Source organism: Pseudomonas sp. H2_D02 (assembly GCF_054677635.1).
Genome location: NZ_CP162816.1, coordinates 1,915,729 through 1,937,100 on the forward strand (window position 1 = coordinate 1,915,729; position 21,372 = coordinate 1,937,100).

The 21,372-nt window shown below is 60.4% G+C and carries 19 protein-coding genes and 1 pseudogene; 16 read left to right on the forward strand and 4 right to left on the reverse strand.

Translation table 11 applies throughout. The annotated features are described in order from the left end of the window. Nucleotides 1-6 precede the first annotated feature (6 nt). Nucleotides 7-819, reverse strand: a complete 813-nt coding sequence (locus AB4N42_RS08830) for a cytochrome C assembly family protein (RefSeq protein WP_030139562.1) — start codon at nt 817-819, stop codon at nt 7-9. Between the two features lie 196 nt (nt 820-1,015). Here AB4N42_RS08830 and ffh point away from each other — a divergent pair, with 196 nt between their 5' ends. From ffh to AB4N42_RS08885, 11 genes are all read left to right on the forward strand, one after another. Next, nucleotides 1,016-2,392, forward strand: coding sequence for a signal recognition particle protein (ffh, locus tag AB4N42_RS08835; protein WP_460116107.1), 1,377 nt, complete (start codon nt 1,016-1,018; stop codon nt 2,390-2,392). A 251-nt stretch (nt 2,393-2,643) separates the two neighbouring features. Continuing rightward, nucleotides 2,644-2,895 carry a 30S ribosomal protein S16 gene (gene rpsP, locus AB4N42_RS08840; protein ID WP_003198088.1) on the forward strand — a complete coding sequence of 84 codons (252 nt, stop codon included), beginning with the start codon at nt 2,644-2,646 and terminating at the stop codon, nt 2,893-2,895. Between the two features lie 5 nt (nt 2,896-2,900). Further along, the gene (rimM, locus tag AB4N42_RS08845; RefSeq protein ID WP_030139560.1) at nt 2,901-3,437 is read left to right on the forward strand and encodes a ribosome maturation factor RimM; all 537 of its coding nucleotides are present in this window, start codon (nt 2,901-2,903) and stop codon (nt 3,435-3,437) included. Further along, nucleotides 3,419-4,192 carry a tRNA (guanosine(37)-N1)-methyltransferase TrmD gene (trmD, locus tag AB4N42_RS08850; RefSeq protein ID WP_187293314.1) on the forward strand — a complete coding sequence of 258 codons (774 nt, stop codon included), beginning with the start codon at nt 3,419-3,421 and terminating at the stop codon, nt 4,190-4,192. The genes rimM and trmD overlap by 19 nt, the downstream gene beginning before the upstream one ends. A 45-nt stretch (nt 4,193-4,237) precedes the next feature. Beyond that, nucleotides 4,238-4,588 (forward strand): 50S ribosomal protein L19, encoded by a 351-nt coding sequence (gene rplS, locus AB4N42_RS08855; RefSeq protein ID WP_030139558.1) that lies wholly within the window; start codon nt 4,238-4,240, stop codon nt 4,586-4,588. Between the two features lie 131 nt (nt 4,589-4,719). Beyond that, nucleotides 4,720-5,616, forward strand: a complete 897-nt coding sequence (gene xerD, locus AB4N42_RS08860; protein WP_460116108.1) for a site-specific tyrosine recombinase XerD — start codon at nt 4,720-4,722, stop codon at nt 5,614-5,616. Between the two features lie 298 nt (nt 5,617-5,914). After that, nucleotides 5,915-6,706, forward strand: a complete 792-nt coding sequence (locus AB4N42_RS08865; protein ID WP_460116109.1) for a DsbC family protein — start codon at nt 5,915-5,917, stop codon at nt 6,704-6,706. Nucleotides 6,707-6,779: 73 nt separating this feature from the next. After that, entirely contained in the window at nt 6,780-8,084 is a 1,305-nt protein-coding gene (locus AB4N42_RS08870) for a homoserine dehydrogenase (protein ID WP_030139555.1), read from the forward strand. Between the two features lie 104 nt (nt 8,085-8,188). Then, the gene (gene thrC / locus AB4N42_RS08875; protein WP_258648222.1) at nt 8,189-9,598 is read left to right on the forward strand and encodes a threonine synthase; all 1,410 of its coding nucleotides are present in this window, start codon (nt 8,189-8,191) and stop codon (nt 9,596-9,598) included. A 120-nt stretch (nt 9,599-9,718) separates the two neighbouring features. Beyond that, nucleotides 9,719-11,089, forward strand: coding sequence for a transporter substrate-binding domain-containing protein (locus AB4N42_RS08880; RefSeq protein ID WP_323155355.1), 1,371 nt, complete (start codon nt 9,719-9,721; stop codon nt 11,087-11,089). A 163-nt stretch (nt 11,090-11,252) separates the two neighbouring features. Next, nucleotides 11,253-11,540: a DUF3509 domain-containing protein gene (locus AB4N42_RS08885; protein WP_407683794.1), complete on the forward strand. Its 288-nt coding sequence runs from the start codon at nt 11,253-11,255 to the stop codon at nt 11,538-11,540. A gap of 344 nt (nt 11,541-11,884) precedes the next feature. Here AB4N42_RS08885 and AB4N42_RS08890 read toward each other — a convergent pair whose 3' ends face one another. Further along, the gene (locus AB4N42_RS08890) at nt 11,885-13,084 is read right to left on the reverse strand and encodes a CaiB/BaiF CoA transferase family protein (protein WP_030139551.1); all 1,200 of its coding nucleotides are present in this window, start codon (nt 13,082-13,084) and stop codon (nt 11,885-11,887) included. Nucleotides 13,085-13,232: 148 nt separating this feature from the next. Here AB4N42_RS08890 and AB4N42_RS08895 point away from each other — a divergent pair, with 148 nt between their 5' ends. The 3 genes from AB4N42_RS08895 (at nt 13,233) to AB4N42_RS08905 (ending at nt 17,125) form a co-directional block, all read left to right on the forward strand. After that, the gene (locus tag AB4N42_RS08895) at nt 13,233-13,775 is read left to right on the forward strand and encodes a YaeQ family protein (RefSeq protein ID WP_030139550.1); all 543 of its coding nucleotides are present in this window, start codon (nt 13,233-13,235) and stop codon (nt 13,773-13,775) included. A 168-nt stretch (nt 13,776-13,943) separates the two neighbouring features. Continuing rightward, nucleotides 13,944-15,653, forward strand: a complete 1,710-nt coding sequence (gene recJ, locus AB4N42_RS08900) for a single-stranded-DNA-specific exonuclease RecJ (protein ID WP_258648221.1) — start codon at nt 13,944-13,946, stop codon at nt 15,651-15,653. 365 nt (nt 15,654-16,018) lie between these two features. Further along, entirely contained in the window at nt 16,019-17,125 is a 1,107-nt protein-coding gene (locus tag AB4N42_RS08905; protein WP_334598265.1) for an NADH:flavin oxidoreductase/NADH oxidase, read from the forward strand. A gap of 203 nt (nt 17,126-17,328) precedes the next feature. On the opposite strand, the pseudogene AB4N42_RS08910 reads toward AB4N42_RS08905, so the two are convergent. Next, nucleotides 17,329-18,955, reverse strand: a pseudogene (locus tag AB4N42_RS08910) (glucan biosynthesis protein D). 356 nt (nt 18,956-19,311) lie between these two features. Between AB4N42_RS08910 and AB4N42_RS08915 the strand changes: the two are divergent. Both AB4N42_RS08915 and AB4N42_RS08920 read left to right on the forward strand, forming a co-directional pair. Next, nucleotides 19,312-19,497, forward strand: coding sequence for a hypothetical protein (locus tag AB4N42_RS08915; protein ID WP_030139546.1), 186 nt, complete (start codon nt 19,312-19,314; stop codon nt 19,495-19,497). Nucleotides 19,498-19,522: 25 nt separating this feature from the next. Beyond that, a complete protein-coding gene (locus tag AB4N42_RS08920; protein ID WP_030139545.1) occupies nt 19,523-19,771 on the forward strand; it encodes an AbrB/MazE/SpoVT family DNA-binding domain-containing protein in 249 nt (82 codons plus the stop codon). Between the two features lie 76 nt (nt 19,772-19,847). Here the strand turns inward: AB4N42_RS08920 and AB4N42_RS08925 are convergent, their stop codons facing one another. Further along, nucleotides 19,848-21,272 (reverse strand): gamma-aminobutyraldehyde dehydrogenase, encoded by a 1,425-nt coding sequence (locus AB4N42_RS08925; RefSeq protein WP_334598264.1) that lies wholly within the window; start codon nt 21,270-21,272, stop codon nt 19,848-19,850. Nucleotides 21,273-21,372: the final 100 nt, after the last annotated feature.

Sequence of the window (21,372 nt, forward strand, 5' to 3'; positions counted from 1 at the left end):
CGTCCGTCAGATATGCAGGATATATTCGCGGACCAACTTGCTGCCGAAGTACGCCAGCATCAGCAGGCAGAACCCCGCCAGTGTCCAGCGAATCGCCTTGTGGCCACGCCAGCCGAGACGGTTGCGGCCCCACAGCAGCACGCTGAACACCACCCACGCCAGGCATGCCAGCAAGGTCTTGTGCACAAGGTGTTGGGCGAACAGGTTCTCGACGAACAGCCAGCCGGAGATCAGCGACAGCGACAGCAGGGTCCAGCCGGCCCAGAGGAAACCGAACAGCAGGCTTTCCATGGTTTGCAGCGGAGGGAAATTGCGGATCAGCCCGGACGGGTGCTTGTGCTTGAGTTGATGGTCCTGCACCAGCAGGAGCAGCGCCTGGAATACCGCGATGGTAAACAGGCCGTAGGCGAGGATCGACAGCAGGATATGGGCGAGGATGCCCGGCTCTTCGTCGATGATCTGCACCGTGCCCGACGGCGCGAACTGCGCCAGCAGCACCGTGGCCAGCCCCAGCGGGAACAACAGCACCAGCAGGTTTTCCACGGGTATGCGCGAGCAGGCCAGCAGCGTCAGGGCGATCACCGCGACGGCAATCAGGCTGGCGGCGTTGAAGAAGTCCAGGCCCAGGCCGATCGGCGTCATCAAGTGGGTAAAAAGGCTGGCCGCATGGCCGAGCACCGCCAGCACGCCAAGCGTGACCAGCAGGCGTTTGTTCGCCTTGGCGCCGGAGGCCAGGCGGGTGCCTTGATAGAGGGTCGCAGCGGCGTACAGGCAGGCGGCGGCGAGGGAAGCAAGCAAACTGGGTGACAAGGGGAGCATAAGTCCTGTTAGGCAAGCCCGAAAGGCGCTGAGTTTGGCATAGAACCCCCTCCACACGAAAGACCACTGCAAGGTGTACGCCGCACGCTTCTTCGCTATAATCCGCGACCTGCCCACGCCGCAGGCTCGCCGAGCACATATTTCACGGTCTGGGCCGCCATTATCCCGGTCATATCTGGGCCTGAAAGGATCGCGCATGTTTGAAAACCTAACCGACCGTCTCTCGCAGACGCTGCGCCATGTCACCGGCAAGGCGAAGCTGACCGAGGACAACATCAAAGACACCTTGCGCGAAGTGCGCATGGCGTTGCTCGAAGCCGACGTCGCCCTGCCGGTGGTCAAGGACTTCGTCAATTCGGTGAAGGAACGCGCCGTTGGCACCGAAGTGTCGCGCAGCCTGACGCCGGGCCAGGCCTTCGTGAAGATCGTCCAGGCCGAGCTCGAAAGCCTGATGGGCGCCGCCAACGAAGACCTGAACCTGAGCGCCGTACCGCCAGCGGTAGTGCTGATGGCCGGTCTCCAGGGCGCGGGCAAGACCACCACGGCTGGCAAACTGGCGCGCTTCCTTAAAGAGCGCAAGAAAAAATCGGTAATGGTGGTGTCCGCGGACATCTACCGTCCGGCGGCAATCAAGCAGCTGGAAACCCTGGCCAACGATATCGGCGTGACGTTCTTCCCGTCCGACCTGAGCCAGAAGCCGGTGGACATCGCCCAGGCGGCTATAAAGGAAGCGAAGCTCAAGTTCATCGACGTGGTCATCGTCGATACCGCCGGTCGCCTGCACATCGATGAAGAGATGATGGGCGAGATCAAGGTGCTGCATGCCGCGATCAACCCGGTAGAAACCCTGTTTGTCGTCGATGCCATGACCGGCCAGGACGCGGCCAACACCGCCAAGGCCTTCGGTGATGCGCTGCCGCTGACCGGCGTGATCCTGACCAAGGTCGACGGCGACGCCCGTGGCGGTGCCGCGCTGTCGGTACGCGCCATCACCGGCAAGCCGATCAAGTTCATCGGCATGGGCGAGAAGAGCGAAGCGCTCGAGCCGTTCCACCCTGAGCGTATCGCTTCGCGCATCCTCGGCATGGGCGACGTGCTCAGCCTGATCGAACAGGCGGAAGCGACACTCGACAAGGACAAAGCCGACAAACTGGCCAAGAAGCTGAAGAAGGGCAAGGGCTTCGACCTCGAGGATTTCCGCGACCAGTTGCAACAAATGAAGAACATGGGCGGCCTCGGCGGCCTCATGGACAAACTGCCGAACATCGGTGGCGTAAACCTGGCGCAGATGGGCAATGCCCAGGGCGCGGCGGAAAAGCAGTTCAAGCAGATGGAAGCCATCATCAACTCCATGACCCCGGCCGAGCGCCGCGACCCTGAGCTGATCAGCGGTTCGCGCAAGCGCCGTATCGCCATGGGTTCCGGCACCCAGGTGCAGGACATCGGTCGCTTGATCAAGCAGCACAAGCAGATGCAGAAGATGATGAAGAAATTCTCCGCCAAGGGCGGGATGGCCAAGATGATGCGCGGCATGGGCGGTATGTTGCCCGGCGGCGGCATGCCGAAAATGTAAAGAATCTGCGCCGGCTGTCATGTCGGCGTTGCCCCGCACGGATGCGGGGATCTCCAGCAAACCCGCGCCAGGCGGGAGCTGACCTGCCGTTTTTAATGACGGCTTCATGGCAGATCTTGATTGCACGGCACCAGGCGCCGGAAAAAGTCATTTGCAAAAGTCCGGATATTCCTTAGAATATGCGGCCTTTCGGGCACCTATGCCCGCTGTGCATTTAGATTTGCAGCACCGACTACAGGAACGATGTTCACATGCTAACAATCCGTCTTGCCCTTGGCGGCTCCAAAAAGCGCCCGTTTTACCACCTGACCGTAACCGACAGCCGCAATCCGCGTGACGGTTCCCACAAGGAGCAGGTTGGTTTCTTCAACCCTGTTGCCCGTGGTCAGGAAGTTCGTCTGTCCGTGAACCAAGAGCGCGTAGCCTACTGGCTGAGCGTTGGTGCACAACCTTCTGAGCGCGTTGCTCAGTTGTTGAAGGAATCGGCTAAGGCCGCGGCCTGAGCAATATGAACGCGACGCCAAAAGATGCCGGTGATTTGATCGTTGTCGGCAAGATCTACTCTGTACATGGCGTTCGCGGCGAAGTGAAGGTGTATTCCTTTACTGATCCGATCAAGAACCTGTTGGACTACAAAACCTGGACGCTCAAGCGCGAAGGTAGCGTGAAACAGGTGGAGCTGGTCAGCGGACGCGGGAACGACAAGTTCCTGGTCGCAAAGCTCAAGGATCTCGATGATCGTGAAGAAGCACGTCTTCTGGCCGGTTATGAGATCTGTGTGCCGCGCAACCTGTTCCCTGAACTGACCGACGGCGAGTACTACTGGTACCAGCTGGTGGGTCTGAAGGTCATCGACCACCTTGGGCAATTGCTCGGGAAGATCGATCACCTGCTCGAGACCGGTTCGAACGATGTCATGGTGGTCAAGCCTTGCGTCGGCAGCCTGGATGATCGCGAACGCCTGTTGCCCTATACCGAGCAATGCGTGTTGGCAGTCGACCTTGAAGCAGGCGAGATGAAGGTGGAATGGGATGCGGATTTCTAAACGTGGCTAATTTGCGCGTTGAAGTCATCACGCTGTTTCCCGAGATGTTTTCCGCCATCAGCGAATACGGCATAACCAGCCGCGCGGTGAAACAGGAGCTGTTGCAGCTCACTTGTTGGAATCCGCGAGACTACACCACGGATCGGCATCACACTGTGGACGATCGCCCGTTTGGCGGTGGTCCGGGCATGGTGATGAAGATCAAGCCCCTGGAAGATGCACTGGTTCAGGCCAAGGCAGCAGCCGGGGAGGCGGCGAAGGTAATTTACCTGTCGCCCCAAGGCCGTCAGCTGACTCAGTCGGCGGTACGCGAGCTGGCGAATTCGGATGCATTGATCCTGATTGCCGGCCGTTATGAAGGCATTGACGAGCGTTTCATTGAAGCTCATGTCGATGAAGAGTGGTCGATTGGCGACTATGTATTGTCTGGCGGCGAGCTGCCGGCGATGGTCCTGATCGATGCGGTTACACGACTGCTGCCTGGAGCTTTAGGGCATGCGGATTCCGCCGAGGAAGATTCCTTTACGGATGGTCTGCTGGATTGCCCGCACTACACCCGACCGGAGGTGTATGCGGATCAGCGTGTTCCCGACGTGTTGCTAAGTGGCAACCACGCGCACATCCGGCGTTGGCGTTTACAGCAGTCCCTTGGTCGGACCTATGAACGACGCGCCGATCTTCTGGAAAGCCGCTCGCTTTCTGGAGAAGAGAAGAAGCTGCTCGAGGAATACATCCGCGAGCGGGACGATAGTTAACAACGTATCGATGGTAAGTCCGATGACTTGCCTTAGGAGCACAGCATGACTAACAAAATCATCCTTGCACTCGAAGCAGAGCAGATGACCAAAGAGATCCCTACCTTTGCCCCGGGCGACACCATTGTCGTTCAGGTGAAAGTGAAGGAAGGCGACCGTGCGCGTCTGCAAGCGTTCGAAGGTGTTGTTATCGCCAAGCGTAACCGCGGCGTAAACAGTGCATTCACCGTTCGTAAAATCTCCAACGGTGTTGGCGTAGAGCGTACTTTCCAGACCTACAGCCCGCAAATCGACAGCATGGCTGTCAAGCGTCGCGGTGACGTACGTAAAGCCAAGCTGTACTACCTGCGTGACCTGTCGGGTAAAGCAGCTCGCATCAAGGAAAAACTGGCTTAAGTCCAGCTTCCGATGCAAAAAAAGCAGCCTGCGGGCTGCTTTTTTGTTGCCTGCGATTTGTGCTTTGAGCACTCTGCATAGCTTTATGGCCCTTTCGACACCGTGTGTGCCCGTATCCTTCAAGAGTTTTTATGCCCGCCATCGATCATCCGCTCATAGACCAGTTTCTCGACGCCCTGTGGCTGGAAAAAGGGCTTTCCGATAACACCCGCGGCGCCTATCGCAGCGACCTGGCCCTGTTCAACGGCTGGTTGCAGGAAAAGAACCTGGAGTTGGTAAACGCCGGGCGGGAACTGATCCTCGATCATCTGGCGTGGCGCTTGGAGCAGAACTACAAACCGCGCTCCACTGCCCGATTTCTTTCCGGTTTGCGTGGGTTTTATCGCTATTTGCTGAGAGAAAAGTTGATCGCGGTGGACCCGACCTTGCGCGTGGAAATGCCGCAGCTGGGGCGTCCGCTGCCCAAATCCTTGTCGGAGGCAGACGTGGAGGCGTTGCTGGCGGCCCCCGACCTCAGCGACCCCATCGGCCAGCGTGACCGGGCCATGCTGGAAGTCCTGTATGCCTGTGGTCTGCGCGTCACCGAATTGATCAGCCTGACGCTGGAACAGGTGAACCTGCGCCAGGGCGTGCTGCGGGTGATGGGTAAGGGCAGCAAGGAGCGCCTGGTGCCGATGGGCGAGGAAGCGATCGTCTGGGTCGAGCGCTACATGCGCGATGCCCGTCATGACCTGCTGGGCGGGCGTCCCAGCGACGTGCTGTTTCCCAGCTTGCGGGGCGAGCAGATGACCCGCCAGACCTTCTGGCACCGCATCAAGCACCAGGCCAAGGTAGCCGGGATCAATAAATCGCTTTCCCCGCACACCTTGCGGCATGCCTTCGCCACGCACCTGCTTAATCACGGCGCCGACTTGCGAGTGGTGCAGATGCTGCTGGGGCACAGCGATCTATCCACAACCCAGATCTACACCCATGTGGCCCGAGCGCGGTTGCAGGAGTTGCATGCCAAGCATCATCCCCGGGGCTGAGCCTGCCGCGATGTTGTCAATGCTGACGCCATCGCGAGCAAGCTCGCTCCCACAGGGATCCGTGTTGGGCGCGCGATCCCGGCCTGGCACCGATCAAAGTGTGGGAGCGAGCTTGCTCGCGATAGCTGTGTGTCAGCCGCCATCAATTCTGTATGTGACTACAAAACGTCGTGTGTCAGCGGCATTCGGCCACGCCACCCTTATGTGGTAGGCTTTCCCGGTTTGCACAGTGGGCGGCTGGAACCCGAATCTGCGGGTCGGCGTTTCCTCGTCCCATTTGTTCGCCTCAGGAGTCCCCATGCGTTTGATCCAGATGTTCACCGCCGCCGCCATTGCGCTGGCCAGTACCTTTGCCATCGCCGATGACGCTGCCGACCAGGCCATCCGCAAGAGCCTGGCCAACCTTGAGCTCGAAGTGCCGATCGAAGCCATTACCGCCAGCCCGATGTCCGGCCTGTATGAAGTCAAGCTCAAGGGCAGCCGTGTGCTGTACGCCAGTGCCGACGGCCAGTACATCGTCCAGGGCAACCTGTTCGCGCTCAAGGATGGCAAGCCGGTCAATCTCACCGAGATCACCGAGCGCCAGGGCATCTCCAAGCTGATCAACGGCATCCCGGTTGCCGAGACCGTGGTCTACCCGGCGATCGGCGAGACCAAGTCGCACATCACCGTATTCACCGACACCACTTGCCCGTATTGCCACAAGCTGCACGCTGAAGTGCCGGAGCTGAACAAGCGCGGTATCGAAGTGCGCTACGTGGCGTTCCCGCGCCAGGGCCTGGGTTCGCCGGGTGACGAGCAGCTGCAGGCGGTCTGGTGCTCCAAGGACAAGAAGGCGGCCATGGACAAGATGGTCGACGGCAAGGAAATCAAGGCCGCCAAGTGCGAGAACCCGGTTTCCAAGCAGTTCGCCCTCGGCCAGTCCATCGGCGTGAACGGCACGCCGGCTATCGTTTTGGCGGACGGCCAGGTAATTCCGGGCTATCAGCCGGCGCCGCAAGTCGCCAAACTGGCCCTGGAGCGCAAAATGACCAGGGTCGATCCGCTTTTGAAGATCACGGCTCGGCGAAAACCTTCGTCGGGCCGTTAAACACAAAGTCGCGTTGCTGCGCGGCTGTATTTCACGGCCGACCTTGCGTCGGCCGTTTCATGGGGAGTCAAGAGTGAATCCGGTCAAAGTAGGCATCTGTGGGTTAGGTACCGTCGGTGGCGGCACCTTCAACGTACTTCAGCGCAACGCCGAGGAAATTGCTCGTCGTGCCGGGCGTGGAATCGAAGTGGCACAAATTGCCATGCGCACGCCAAAGCCTCAGTTCCAGACGACCGGTATTGCGATTACCAACGATGTCTTCGAAGTGGCCACGAACCCTGAGATCGACATCGTGATAGAGCTGATGGGCGGCTATACCGTTGCCCGAGAGCTGGTACTCAAGGCCATCGAGAATGGCAAGCATGTGGTCACCGCGAACAAGGCGCTCATCGCCGTTCACGGTAATGAGATTTTCGCCAAGGCACGCGAGAAAGGCGTGATCGTGGCGTTCGAAGCCGCCGTGGCCGGGGGTATCCCGGTGATCAAGGCGATTCGCGAAGGCCTCTCGGCCAACCGCATCAACTGGGTTGCGGGGATCATCAACGGCACCGGCAACTTCATCCTCACCGAGATGCGCGAAAAAGGCCGCACCTTCGAGGATGTACTCACCGAAGCCCAGGCCCTGGGTTACGCCGAGGCCGATCCGACCTTCGACGTGGAAGGCATCGACGCAGCGCACAAGCTGACGATCCTGGCTTCCATCGCCTTTGGCATCCCGCTGCAATTCGACAAGGCCTACACCGAAGGCATCACCAAGCTGACCACCGCCGACGTGAACTATGCCGAAGCCCTCGGCTATCGCATCAAGCACCTGGGCGTGGCGCGCAGCACCGCCAGCGGCATCGAATTGCGGGTGCATCCGACGTTGATCCCGGCGGATCGCCTGATCGCCAACGTCAACGGCGTGATGAATGCGGTGATGGTCAACGGCGATGCCTCCGGCTCGACGCTGTTCTACGGGGCTGGCGCCGGCATGGAGCCGACTGCATCCTCGGTAATCGCCGACCTGGTGGATGTGGTTCGCGCCATGACCTCGGACCCGGAAAACCGCGTGCCGCACCTGGCCTTCCAGCCGGATTCGCTGTCGGCCCATCCGATTCTTCCGATCGACGCCTGCGAAAGCGCCTACTACTTGCGCATCCAGGCCAAGGACCACCCGGGCGTATTGGCCCAGGTCGCGAGCATCCTTTCGGAGCGTGGCATCAACATCGAGTCGATCATGCAGAAGGAAGTCGAGGAGCACGACGGCCTGGTGCCGATGATCCTGCTGACCCACCGTGTGGTCGAGCAGCGCATCAACGACGCCATTGCCGCGTTGGAGGCCCTGCAAGGCGTCGTTGGCCCAGTGGTCCGTATCCGCGTCGAACATTTGAACTAATTTAGCGGCAAGCTCTAAGCTGCAAGCTGCAAGTAAAAGCCGACCCGCTTTTCACTTGTAGCTTGTAGCTTGAGGCTTGAAGCTCAAACCGAAGGTTTGCCCCTATGCGCTATATCAGCACCCGCGGCCAGGCACCGGCCCTGAATTTCGAAGATGTCCTGCTGGCCGGCCTGGCCACGGATGGCGGTCTCTATGTGCCGGAGAACCTGCCGCGTTTCACCCAGGAAGAAATCGCCTCCTGGGCCGGCCTGCCGTATCACGAGCTGGCCTTCCGCGTCATGCGCCCGTTTGTTGCCGGCAGCATTCCGGACGCCGATTTCAAGAAGATCCTCGAAGAGACCTATGGCGTCTTTTCCCACAATGCCATTGCCCCGTTGCGTCAGCTCAACGGTAACGAATGGGTCTTGGAGTTGTTCCACGGTCCGACCCTCGCGTTCAAGGATTTCGCCTTGCAACTGCTCGGTCGCCTGCTGGACTACGTGCTGCAGAAACGTGGCGAGCGCGTGGTGATTGTCGGTGCGACTTCCGGCGACACCGGTTCGGCCGCCATCGAAGGCTGCAAGCATTGCGAGAACGTCGACATCTTCATCCTGCACCCGCACAACCGCGTCTCGGAAGTGCAGCGCCGGCAGATGACGACCATCTTCGGCGAAAATATCCACAACATCGCCATCGAAGGCAATTTCGATGACTGCCAGGAAATGGTCAAGGCGAGCTTCGCCGACCAGAGTTTCCTCAAGGGCACGCGGCTGGTGGCGGTGAACTCGATCAACTGGGCGCGGATCATGGCCCAGATCGTCTATTACTTCCACGCGGCCCTGCAATTGGGCGGCCCGGCCCGTTCGGTATCGTTCTCGGTGCCGACCGGTAACTTCGGCGATATCTTCGCTGGCTACCTGGCGCGCAACATGGGCCTGCCGATCAATCAACTGATCGTCGCCACCAACCGCAACGACATCCTGCACCGCTTCATGAGCGGCAACCAGTACGTCAAGGAAACCCTGCACGCCACACTGTCACCTTCGATGGACATCATGGTGTCGTCGAACTTCGAGCGCCTGCTTTTCGACCTGCACGGTCGCAATGGCGCGGCGATTGCCGGCCTGATGGACAGCTTCCGCCAGGGCGGCGGTTTCAGCGTCGAGGCCGAGCGTTGGACCGAAGCCCGCAAGCTGTTCGATTCCCTGGCCGTGGATGACGCGCAGACCTGCGAGACCATCGCCGAGGTGTTCGGGCAAAGCGGTGAGTTGCTCGACCCACACACCGCTATTGGTGTGAGGGCCGCGCGCGAGTGTCGTCGCAGCCTGGACATCCCGATGGTCATCCTGGGCACCGCTCACCCGGTCAAGTTTCCGGAAGCCGTGGAGAAGGCGGGCGTAGGAAAAGCGCTCGAACTGCCTGCACATCTTTCTGATTTGTTTGAGCGAAATGAGCGTTGCACGGTGTTGCCGAACGACTTGAAAGCCGTGCAGGCCTTTGTCAGTCAGCATGGCAATCGCGGCAAGCCTCTCTGACGGCTCTAACCTGTCACATTTTGAAGCCCGTCTCCTGACGGGCTTTCTTGTTTCTGCATGCCAAACTGGCCGGGTTTTCGCCCTTGGAGGGATGGGCGGGTAATTTCGAAGGAAGTGCAGATGTTGTTCTTTATCCGATGCAAACCAGTGTTGAGCTGGATGATGGGCCTGGTCCTGATGTACTGGACCCAGTGGGGCGGCGCGGCCCAACTGGCGGCCTCCGGCCAACCACCGTTCGAGCCGGGCGGGCGGCTGGCGCTTGATGCCGAGGAGTTGCGGTGGATCAGGGAAAATCCGCGTGTCGTCGTTGCCTCGATGCAATTCCCGCTGTACCTGTTCAAAGATGAACGCGGGCGATGGAATGGGCTGAACGACGATATTCTGCGGCGTATCGCGCACATGACCGGCCTTGAGTTCGTCCACCGGGAGTCGTTCTCTCCCGATCAATTGATCGTGATGTTGCAAAACGGCGAGGCCGACATGACCACCACCCTGGCGATGAACGACGAGCGCCGGGAGTTCCTGAGTTTCAGCCATGCGTTCGGAGGCTCCGGCTGGGTCTTCGTCGGGCGCAACGGAGCGCCACTGCTGCGTTCGCTGGAGCAGCTCAATGGCAAGGTCCTGGCGTTGCCTGCACGCCACGCGTTGGAAGCGCAGATCAAGCGCGACCATCCGGCCATCGAACTGCGCACGGTCAAGACCTATTGGGAGGCGAGGGCGCTGGTGGAGAGCCGGGAAGCCCATGCCACCATCGAGAATGAAACCGGCGCGCACCTTTATCCCGCAGGTCAGCTACAGGTGGGCAGCAACCTCGAAGGTCGATGGGAGCCCGATTATCTGGCTGTACGCCAGGACCTGCGACCTTTGCTGGGCATTTTGAACAAGGCGCTGGAAGCATTTCCGGTCGAAGAAATGCGCGCGCTGCGCTCAAAATGGTTGGCAAGTATTGCCCCGCGCCAGGCACCGTCGCTCTGGGCACGTGTCTCCCAGTGGGGCTATTGGTGTGTGGTCGGGGCGGGCGTGTTCGGCCTGTTGTCCCTGCTGTGGAGCCGTCGCCTGCAGGCGCAGATCAATCAGCGTCTCAAGGCCGAGGCGGTACTCAACGACCAGTTGACCTTCCAGCGAGCCCTGATGGACGCCATTCCCGATCCGATCTTCATTCGTGACCTCGAGGGACGGCTGGTCATGTGCAACAGAAGTTACGAGGAACAGTTTTCGACCCGCTTCGAAAAACTTCGAGGGACCCGTTTGACAGACTCTTCGGCCTTTCCATTGGCGACTGCCGAGCTGCTGCATGGTGAACTGATGGAGCAATTGCAAAGCCGCAAGCCGCGATTTGTTGACCGTCAACTGATGTTCAACTGCGGATTACGGGACATCTACCACTGGTCGGTGCCATTTTATGGTGCCGATGGGCAATTGCGAGGGCTCCTGGGGGGATGGATCGATGTCGGGCGGCGATGGCGGCGCTCGAACCGGTTCCTGGCGTGAGCACGGCGACGGGCAATGGCTGTTGTCTGCCTGTCACATTGGACGCGCATGCTCGTTTGAACAGGTCTCGGAGGTGGCGCTTCGTTGCGCTGGCGAACTTTCCGCCAGGCCCAACGGTCACTTACTGTGCAGTTGTTTTTTCGGACTAATGAAGGGTGATCGAATGGAAAGTATCAGCCTGTTGCTGAATGAAGCCTTGAGCCCGTGCCAGGTCACGCTCACTCCCTCCGGTACAAAGGGCGAGTGCCTGGTGACGCTGAAGAACCGCTCGGGCGCCATCATGGTCGAGCGAGCGTTCAATCAGGCCCAATTGGCCGACAAGCGCCAACTGACTGACGTGGTCGATGGCCTGCATCGTGACGTGATGATTGCCGAAGGCCGCTTGGAGCCTTGCGTGATTGCGGCATTGCGCAATCTGGCGCGCGACAAGGTCATGACCGTCCCGAATTGAGCGACATTTCCTAGGGAACCTTCCTACACCCTGGTGAGTCAGACCTTTTACCAACAAGAGCAAGCATTGTGCTCCGGTGCTTGTCGCTTGTTGTACTGACCTGAATGGTCACGTTTAACCCCGAGTTGTCTCCCCACTTCTCGGGGTTTCTTTTTGCCTGGCGTTCAGGCCTTGGCGCGGCCACTCGACCGCGCTGAATCTGGGTGGGAGCGAGCTTGCTCGCGATGGCGTCGGGTCAGCCAATTCCGACGTCAACGGACACACCGCAATCGCGAGCAAGCTCGCTCCCACAATGGATCTATGGTGAATTCGAGATTTTCGTTCACAGCAGATCCACGGTCGCATCAAACAGCACCATCGGCCCGCAGTTTGGCGATTTGCTGTGCATCGTAGCCAAGCTCACCGAGCACCAGCGCATTGTGCTCGCCCAACGCCGGTCCGACCCATTCGGACGTGCCAGGTGTTTCCGAGAGCTTCGGGATGATCCCGGGCATCTTGAACGCCTTGCCGTCCGGCAGCTTGGCCTGCAGGAACATTTCCCGGGCGAGAAATTGCGGGTCGCTGAACATGTCTTCGGCACTGAAAATCCGACTGGCCGGGACTCCAGCCTGGTTCAACTGTTCGATGACAGCCTCCAGCGGCAGTGAGTTGACCCAACGATCGATCACGCCGTAGAGCTCGTCGCGGCGACTGTCGCGTCCATCATTGCTGGCCAGTTGCGGGTCGTTGGCCAGGTCGTCACGGCCGATGATTTGCATGAAGCGCTTGAAGATCGCATCACCGTTGGCGCCGATCTGTACATGCTTGCCGTCGGCGCTGGTATGGATGGACGATGGGGTGATGCCGGGCATGATGTTGCCGGTGCGTTCGCGAATGAAACCGAACACATCGAATTCCGGCACCATGCTTTCCATCATGGCGAATATCGCTTCATACAGCGCCACGTCCACTACTTGTCCGGTGCCGCCGTTCACCTCGCGATGACGCAAGGCCATCAGCGCGCCGATCACGCCCCAGAGCGCGGCAATGGAGTCGCCGATGGAAATTCCCGTACGCACCGGCGGGCGGTCCTCGAAACCGGTGATGTAGCGCAGGCCGCCCATGGATTCTCCGACGGCGCCAAATCCGGGCTGATCCTTCATCGGCCCGGTCTGACCGAACCCGGAAAGTCGCACCATGACCAATTTCGGGTTCAGTGCGTGCAACACGTCCCATCCCAGGCCGAGCTTTTCCAGCACGCCGGGACGAAAATTCTCGATCAGGATGTCCGCTTCGCCGATCAACTGTTTCAGGATCGCCAAGCCTTCAGGATGCTTGAGGTTCAGTGTCAGGGACTTTTTGTTGCGTGCCTGGACGAACCACCACAAGGACGTACCTTCATACAGCTTGCGCCATTTACGCAGCGGATCGCCGCCGTCAGGCGATTCGACCTTGATCACCTCGGCGCCGAATTCACCGCAGATGCGCGAGGCGAAAGGGCCGGCGATCAGGGTGCCGAGTTCGATGACCTTGACGCCGGCAAGGGGTTTGGCAGTAAGCGACATAACGAATCCTTGTAGGACAAAGGCGGAACGAGAACAGCGTTTTATCATAGGCCAAGGTCAGTCGCCGCAGGTTGATGGTCGGCAATTCGTGGATTGCCCGTGTCATCGGTTAGACTTGCCGCCTTTCCTCGTATCAAGAAGCCCGTTCATGGCCCAGCCGTCCACGACCTACAAGTTTGAACTGAACCTCACCGACCTCGACCGCAGTGTGTATGAGAGCGTGAAGCAGACCATCGCCCGCCATCCTTCGGAAACCGAGGAGCGCATGACCGTGCGCCTGCTGGCCTACGCGTTCTGGTACAACGAGCTGCTGTCGTTCGGTCGTGGTCTGTCAGACGTCGATGAGCCCGCTTTGTGGGAAAAAAGCCTGGACGATCGCGTGCTGCATTGGATCGAAGTCGGCCAGCCGGACGCCGAGCGCCTGACCTGGTGCTCGCGCCGCACCGAGCGCACCAGCCTGCTGGCCTATGGCAGCCTGCGTGTCTGGGAAGGCAAGGTGATTCCCGCCGTGAAGACGCTGAAGAACGTGAACATCGCCGCCGTGCCCCAGGAAGTCCTCGAAACCCTGGCCCGGGACATGCCCCGGGTCATCAAGTGGGACGTGATGATCAGCGAAGGGACGATTTTCGTGACCGACGACCGTGGCCAGCACGAAGTGCAGCTGCAGTGGTTACTGGGCGAGCGTGGATGATGGGCCATATTGCATAGATTCACCGTGGCGAGGGAGCTTGCTCCCGCTTGGGGGCGCAGCGCCCACAAGAGGAGGGCCGCTGCGCGCTGGAGCGCCAACCCGGCCCAGCGGGAGCAAGCTCCTTCGCCACAAGAATTCCCACTTTAAGAGAAGTTTTCGTCTTTCCCCATGCGCATAGAACCCCGCCAGTTACCCGACACCCTGCCATTCCTCGGTGACCTGCCGCCGCTGTTGACCCGCCTGTACGCCGCCCGAGGCGTGCAATCTGCGGTTGAATTGGATAAAAGCCTGGCACGCCTGATCCCTTACCAGCAGCTCAAGGGAATCGACGCCGCAGTAGACCTGCTGGTGACGGCGCTGGAACAACGGCAGCGCATCCTGATCGTTGGCGATTTCGATGCGGACGGTGCGACCGCCAGCACGGTAGGGGTATTGGGCCTGCGCCTGCTCGGTGCGGCCCATGTCGATTACCTGGTGCCCAACCGCTTCGAATATGGCTACGGATTGACTCCGGAAATCGTTGAAGTCGCCCTGGAGCGCGAGCCGCAATTGCTGATCACCGTGGACAATGGCATCTCCAGCGTCGAAGGCGTGGCGGCGGCGAAAGCCGCGGGTCTCAAAGTGCTGGTCACCGACCACCACCTGCCCGGCCTCGAATTGCCGGCGGCTGATGCCATCGTCAACCCGAACCAACCGGGTTGTGATTTTCCCAGCAAGGCACTGGCGGGCGTCGGCGTGATTTTTTACGTGCTGATGGCCCTGCGGGCACGCTTGCGCAGCCTGGGCTGGTATGCCACCAAGCCCCAACCGAACATCGGCGAGCTGCTGGACCTGGTGGCGCTGGGCAGCGTCGCCGACGTGGTTCCTTTGGACGCCAATAACCGGATCCTGGTGCACCAGGGCCTGGAGCGTATTCGCGCCGGCCGCGCCCGTCCCGGGATCAAGGCGATCCTCGAAGTGGCCAAGCGCGACCCGTCGCGTATCACGTCCACCGATCTCGGTTTCATTCTCGGCCCGCGACTGAATGCGGCGGGGCGCCTGGATGACATGAGCCTGGGCATCGAATGCCTGCTCACCGATGACCCGGCGCTGGCGCGGGAAATGGCGGCGCAACTGGATGGCATGAACCAGGACCGCAAGTCCATCGAACAGGGCATGCAGCGCGAAGCGCTGGCCCAGCTCAAGGATTTGCCGGTGGAGTCGATGCCGTTCGGTTTATGCCTGTTCGATCCGCAGTGGCACCAAGGGGTTATCGGCATCCTCGCGTCGCGGATGAAAGAGCGGTATTTCCGTCCGACCATTGCCTTTGCCGATGCCGGGGACGGTTTGCTCAAAGGCTCCGGCCGCTCGGTACCGGGTTTTCATATTCGCGATGCGCTGAGCGTCGTTGCCGCGCAGCATCCAACGCTGATCAGCAAATACGGCGGTCATGCCATGGCGGCGGGGCTGACGTTGCCCGAGGCAAACTTTCCGATGTTCGCCGAGGCATTTGACGCGGAAGTGCGCAGGCAATTGCGTGAAGAAGACCTGACCGGCCGGCTGTTGTCCGACGGCACCCTGGCGGTGGAGGAGTTCCACCTGGAACTGGCCCGGGCGCTGCGTCACGCCGGCCCTTGGGGCCAGCATTTCCCGGAGCCGATGTTCCATGGCGTGTTCCAGTTGGTCGAGCAGCGCGTGGTGGGCGAGCGGCACCTGAAGGTCATCCTCAAGAGCGAGTGCGGCTCGGTGAAGCTCGATGGCATCGCTTTTGGCATCGACCGCGAGATCTGGCCAAATCCTACGGTGCGTTGGGTCGAACTCGCCTACAAGCTCGACCTCAACGAGTTCCGCGGCCAGGAAACGGTGCAGTTGATGATTGCCCATATCGAACCGCGGTAGACACCCCTCATATCCTGTGTCCGGACTCTGTGGCGAGGGAGCTTGCTCCCGCTGGACGCGCCAGCGTCCCCTTGCGATGTGATGGCTGGAATTCAGGGGGCCGCTTCGCGACCCAGCGGGAGCAAGCTCCCTCGCCACAAAATGCGAGCAAGCCTCGAGCGAGTGGCGTTGCGTCACACCGTCAGTTTTTCAGGTCTGAACCCTGCTTCCTCCCAGGTTGTCGACTAGTCTCTAAGCACTGCTTGATAGCCCTTGTGACGTCTTGTCTGTTTCTTTGCCCGCGGGGGCGGGTGTTGCGCCTTTTGTCACTCGTCGACTTTTCAAACAGAACCCTGGAGCCTGCCCACTGATTCGAGAGGTGCCCCATGAGTCTGCTGCTGGAACCCTATACCCTTCGTCAACTGACCCTGCCCAATCGCATCGCGGTGTCGCCGATGTGCCAGTATTCGAGCGCCGATGGCCTGGCCAACGATTGGCACCTGGTGCACCTCGGCAGCCGCGCCGTGGGGGGCGCCGGGCTAGTCTTCACTGAAGCCACCGCCGTCACCGCCGATGGTCGCATTACCGCCCAGGACCTGGGCTTGTGGAACGACGAACAGATCGAGCCCCTACAGCGCATCACCCGTTTCATCACCGCACAAGGGGCCGTGCCGGGCATTCAACTCGCCCACGCCGGTCGCAAGGCCAGCACCTGGCGGCCATGGCTGGGCAAGCATGGCAGCGTCAAGCCGGAGGATGGTGGCTGGGTGCCGGTCGGCCCGTCGCCGATCGCCTTCGATCCGCAGCACACCCAACCGGTCCAACTGGACGAGGGGCAGATCGCCGACGTCATCCAGGCATTCGTGGACGCGGCCAAGCGCGCCTTGACCGCCGGCTTCAAGGTCGTCGAGGTCCACGCGGCCCATGGCTATCTGCTGCATCAATTCCTTTCGCCGTTGAGCAATCAGCGCCGCGATCAATATGGCGGGTCGTTCGAAAATCGCATCCGGCTGGTGTTGCAAGTGACCGAAGCGGTCAGGGCTGCCTGGCCTGAAGAGCTCCCGGTATTCGTGCGTGTCTCCGCCACCGACTGGGTCGAAGACGGCTGGAACCCGGATGAAACCGTGGAGTTGGCGCGACGCTTCAGGATGCTGGGGGTGGACTTGATTGACGTGTCGTCGGGCGGCACCGCCGCGAATGCGGAAATTCCCACCGGCCCGGGCTATCAGACGCGCTTCGCCGAGCGGGTACGCAAGGAGTCGGAAATCGCCACCGGCACCGTGGGCATGATCACCGAACCGGCCCAGGCCGAGCACATCCTGCGCACCTGCCAGGCCGACATCATCTTCCTCGCCCGCGAACTGTTGCGTGATCCATATTGGGCGCTGCATGCCGATGATGACCTGGGCGGACGCAAGGCCACCTGGCCGGCGCAGTACCAGCGGGCGACGCATCGGGACCAGCCGATCCATGAGTCGGATTTGCGGGATTGAGGGCCTGATAAAACAAAAAGCCCCGGTCAGTATTGGCCGGGGCTTTTGTTTATCGGGCTGGATTATTCGGTGGTTGGACCGGCCTCATCGCAAGCAAGCTCGCTCCCACAGTGGAGTTGTGTTGTTCACATATCCCCCTGTGGGAGCGAGCTTGCTCCGGGCGGCGATCCGACGATTGGGCCAGTCCAGACACTCGATTACTGTCAGGGATACTTACGCTTATCCGGCGCTCGGCGGAAAGTACTGGTACAACCAGGTTTCGCTCAAGGTCCGGTCCTTGGAGCGAATGAACAGCCGCATCTCCACCGGGTCCACGCGATCGTCGGTCGGGTACCAGTCAAAGGTGATGCGGTAGCCCTTGATCGAATCCAGCACCAGCACATTGAAATCCTTCACTTCGCCGTGGGAGCAGGTCACCACCGGTTCGATGCCGGTGCCCGGTGGCAACTGGTCGAGGCCGCCGCCGCTGAAGTCCACGGCAAAACGCCGCGCCCAGACGGTCGGGTAGTGCTCGCCGGGTGCCCAGCCTTCGATGAAGCCGCCCATGCCGGAACGGGTCGCATCGACGTGCGCCAGGTCCGTGCTGACCGGAGGCAAGGCGCTCCAGTAGAGCTTGTAGCCGTAGTTCAGCGAATCACCGGCGGCGACGGGTTTTTTCGGTGTCCAGAACGCGACGATGTTATCGAGGGTTTCGCCAGTGGTGGGAATCTCCAGCAGATCGACGGAGCCCTCGCCCCATGCGGTCGTAGGTTCTACCCACAGGCTTGGACGTTTGCTGTACCAGTCGACGGTGTCCTGGTAACTGTCGAAGTCATGGTCGGTCTGCACCAGGCCGAAGCCTTTCGGGTTCTTGTCGGCGAAGGCGTTGAATTGCAGGGTCGCGGGATTGTTCAGCGGGCGGCAGACCCACTCACCGTTGCCGCGCCACATGGCCAGCCGGTCGGAATCATGGATTTGCGGGTGAATGGTGTCGCACATGCGTCGTTCGACGGTGCCGCAACTGAACATGCTGGTCATTGGCGCAATACCCAGTTGCTCGATGGCGGTACGGGCGTTGATATGCGCGTCGATCTCCATGACGACCCGGGTCGGTTGGCAGTCGATGTCGAAACGATAGGCACCGGTGGCGCTAGGCGAGTCGAGCAAGGCATAGACCACGAAACGGGTGCTGTTCTTGTCCGGGGTTTCGAACCAGAACTTGGTGAAATCCGGAAACTCCTCGCGCTTCTTGGCGTAGGTGTCGATGGCCAGGCCACGGGCTGACAAGCCGTACTGGCCGCTGGCGTCGACGGCGCGGAAATAACTGGCGCCGAGGAAGGAAACGATATCGTGGCGGTCCAGCTCCGGTGCCTTGAACACACGGAACCCGGCGAAGCCCAGGTCACCGGTCAGTTGCGAGGTGTTGACCGTGGTCTTCTCGTAATTGAACAGCTCCGGACGGAAATGCACCTCCCGGGCCATGCGCGTCTTCGCATCGACGCTGTACATGCGCACTGGCTGCTTGAAACCCATGCCGACGTGGAAGAACTGGACATCCAGCTGGCCGTCCACCGCGTTCCACAGCGAATGGTTGGCGTCGTACTTGATGGCGTTGAATTGCAGGGGCGACATCTGCGCCAGGGTGGGCGGCAGGACTTGCTTGGTGTCGGTGTAGGGGCTCCTGGCCAACTGCCGGGCCTGGTCTTTCAGCGCATCGAAATCGAACGGCCGGGCTTCGCCATCGGCTGCCTGATCGGCCGCCCAGGCGCGTGCAGCCATGAGCCCGGAAGCTGAGAGCCCGGTGTAGGCGGCAAAGGCCATGGAGGCCTTGAGCAGGTTCCTGCGGTGCATAAATACAACCTTCTATCGAAACAATCCCGCGCCGATCCTGGGAACAGGGATTGGTATTAGGGTTCGGACATGCCTTTGGCCAAACGCGACGGACGTTAGAACAGATACCTGAGAGCTGGATCGGTTCACCGAGGCGCAAAATCATAGGGCAAATGATGGGATCGAGAGATGGCAATGCGGGGTTCGGTCAAACTTTCTTACAGAGTTTTCTTTTTTTTACGGCGTTTCGGCGTTTTTTGACTAATTACTCTAAAAAACGCTTTTCACGCTTGGAATCCTCCTTATTCTTTAGCGAGATAGCCGGCATAACCGTTCACCAGGCGCTATCAGGCCAACGACGCAACGAAGGACAAGTCATGACGAAATTACAGGGCATCACCGAAATGCTGGGCGTTTTTCCCGGCCTGGGCATCAAGCGTCGGTCGCGCCGGCTTAGCCTGGAGGAATTGAGGTTGGTCGAGCGCTATCGAGAGTTGTCGGAAAACGACCGGATCGCCATGCGCTACCTCGTAGACGCGATGCGGCGTGTCTCGCAGTTTTGAACACGCTATTTCAAAGGAGAGCGTTATGTCGTCAACGGTAGCAAGCAACGGACGGGTGACCATTCCCAAGGCTATTCGCGAGGCCCTGCAATTGGTTCCGGGGTGTACTGTCGAATTCAGCATCAATGCGCTTGGCGAAGTGGTGTTACGTGCCGTGAGACACCCTGTGGCAAGGGATTGGGCCCAGGATTGCTTCGAGGTCACCCATGGCAGGGCGAAGATGAAGCGGCGTACAGGCGAGTTGATGGCGCGATTGCCTGCCAGATACAAATGAAATGAGTGTGTTGCCATGACCGTTAAAAAACACGACCGGACACTGTCGTCCGGTCGTGAATCAATTGTATTTCGGCTCAGTGCTTGAACATCACATGCCGCACCACCGTGTAATCCTCCAGCCCATACATGGACATGTCCTTGCCGTAGCCGGAGCGTTTCTGACCGCCGTGGGGCATTTCGCTGACGAGCATGAAGTGAGTGTTCACCCAGGTGCAGCCGTATTGCAGTCGCGCTGACAGGCGATGGGCACGGCCGACGTCGGTGGTCCATACCGATGAGGCCAATCCATAGTCCGAGTCGTTGGCCCACGCCAATACTTGCGCTTCATCGAGGAACGGGGTGACGGACACCACCGGGCCGAAGACTTCGCGGCGGACGATTTCGTCGTCCTGCTGGGCGTCGGCCAGCACCGTGGGTTCAAAGAAGAAACCGTTGCCGTCCACGGCCTTGCCACCGGTGATCAGGCGGATATGCGGCTGGGCGATGGCCCGCTCGACGAAAGCGGCCACGCGGTCGCGATGCTGGGCGGTGATCAGCGGGCCCATTTCGGTGTCGGGCTCGTTCTGCAAACCGTACTTGATGCTGCTGACCGCAGCGCCGAGTTTCTCGACGAACCGGTCATAGATGCCTTGCTGGGCGTAGATGCGACAAGCGGCGGTGCAATCCTGGCCGGCGTTGTAGAAGCCGAAGGTGCGGATGCCTTCCACGGCTGCGTCGATGTCGGCGTCGTCGAAGATGATCACCGGGGCTTTCCCACCCAGCTCCATGTGCATGCGCTTGACGCTGTCGGCAGTGCTGGAAATGATGTTCGAACCGGTGGCGATGGAACCGGTCAGCGATACCATCCGCACTTTCGGGTGGGTAACCAGCGGATTGCCGACGGTTTGCCCACGGCCGAAGACCACGTTGAGCACGCCGGCGGGGAAAATCTGCGCGGCCAGTTCCGCCAGGCGCAATGCAGTCAGCGGGGTCTGCTCCGACGGCTTGAGCACCACGGTGTTGCCGGCGGCCAGGGCTGGAGCGATTTTCCAGGCGACCATCATCAACGGGTAATTCCACGGCGCAATGGAAGCGATAACCCCCACTGGATCACGACGGATCATCGACGTGTGCCCCGGCAGGTATTCGCCGCCCGACGAACCGCTCATGCAGCGGCTGGCGCCGGCAAAGAAACGGAACACGTCGGCAATCGCCGGGATCTCGTCGTTCAACGCGGCGCTGAAGGGTTTGCCGCAGTTGTCCGATTCCAGCTTCGCCAGTTCCTCACCGTTGGCTTCGATGGCGTCGGCCAGCTTGAGCAGCAACAGGGAGCGGTCCTTGGGTGGCACTTGCGACCAGGATTCGAAGGCGCTGTCGGCGGCACGCACGGCGGCATCGACCTGGGCCTCGCTGGCTTCATTGATTTCCACCAGGACCCGACCCAGGGCCGGGTTGAATACCGCCTGGCCAGGGCCTTCGCCGTTGACCAGATGGCCGTTGATCAGCAGTTTGGTTTGCATGTCCTTGTCCTCTTGAATGGTTTCCAAGTCCCCTGTGGGAGCGAGCTTGCTCGCGATAGTGGTAGGTCATTCACCTTTGCAGCGACTGACACGACGCATT